General features: G+C 68.9%; 1 protein-coding gene and 1 pseudogene. Both read right to left on the bottom strand.

Features of this window, described 5'->3' with window-relative positions; all coding sequences use genetic code 11:
- Positions 1–73 precede the first annotated feature (73 nt).
- On the bottom strand, positions 74–1,042 hold the full coding sequence (locus tag ACZ4LX_RS38215; protein ID WP_467652027.1) for an electron transfer flavoprotein subunit alpha/FixB family protein: 969 nt from the start codon (positions 1,040–1,042) through the stop codon (positions 74–76).
- A gap of 49 nt (positions 1,043–1,091) precedes the next feature.
- A pseudogene (locus tag ACZ4LX_RS38210) lies at positions 1,092–1,175 on the bottom strand (electron transfer flavoprotein subunit beta); the annotation flags it as partial.

Here is a 1,175-nt window from a genome sequence, read left to right as displayed (position 1 = left end):
AACGGCCCGGGGCCGCGCGGTGGGATTCACCGTGCGGCCCCGGGCCGTCGAGCGTGTGCGCCGCCCGGACGGGTCAGCCCTTGCGGGCGGTGATCTCGTCGGTCAGCTGCGGGACCACGTCGAAGAGGTCACCGACGACGCCGTAGTCGACGAGGTCGAAGATCGGGGCCTCGGCGTCCTTGTTGATCGCGACGATCGTCTTCGAGGTCTGCATACCCGCCCGGTGCTGGATCGCACCCGAGATACCCGAAGCGATGTACAGCTGCGGAGAGACGGACTTGCCCGTCTGACCGACCTGGTTGGAATGCGGATACCAGCCCGCGTCCACCGCCGCACGCGACGCACCCACCGCGGCACCCAACGAGTCCGCGAGCGCCTCGATGACGTGGAAGTTCTCCGCACCATTGACACCACGGCCACCCGAGACCACGATCGCGGCCTCCGTCAGCTCCGGCCGGCCCGTCGACTCACGCGGCGTCCGCGACAGCACCTTCGTCCCCGCCGCGAGCGCGGAGAACTCCACCGCCAGCTCCTCCACCGCACCCGCACCCGCACCCGCAGCCGGCTCCACCGGCGCCGAGTTCGGCTTCACCGTGATCACCGGAACACCACGCGAGACCCGCGACTTCGTCGTGAACGACGCCGCGAACGCCGACTGCGTGGCCACCGGACCCTGCTCACCGGCCTCCACATCCACCGCGTCCGTGATGATCCCCGAACCGATCCGCACCGCGAGCCTGGCCGCGATCTCCTTGCCCTCCGCCGACGACGGCACCAGCACCGCCACCGGCGACACCACATCGAACGCCGCCCGCAACGCGTCCACCTTCGGCACCACCAGGAAGTCGGCAAACTCCGACGCCTCGGACACCAGAACCCTCACCGCACCGTGCTCACCCAGCACACCCGCCGTGGCACCCGCACCCGCACCCAGCGCCACCGCGACCGGCTCACCCAACCGACGCGCCAGCGTCAGCAGCTCCAGCGTGGGCTTACGGACCGCACCATCCACATGATCGACAAACACCAGAACTTCAGCCATGACTTCAATCTCCTGCAGATCGAGACGGAACAACGAGAAACGAACGGGATCAGATGAACTTCTGGCCGGCCAGGAACCCGGCCAGCGCCTTACCGCCCTCGCCCTCGTCCTTCACGATCGTGCCCGCCGTACG

It is taken from the genome of Streptomyces sp. NPDC026062, from assembly GCF_055568375.1.
This window is presented reverse-complemented; position numbering and strand designations above follow the sequence as displayed.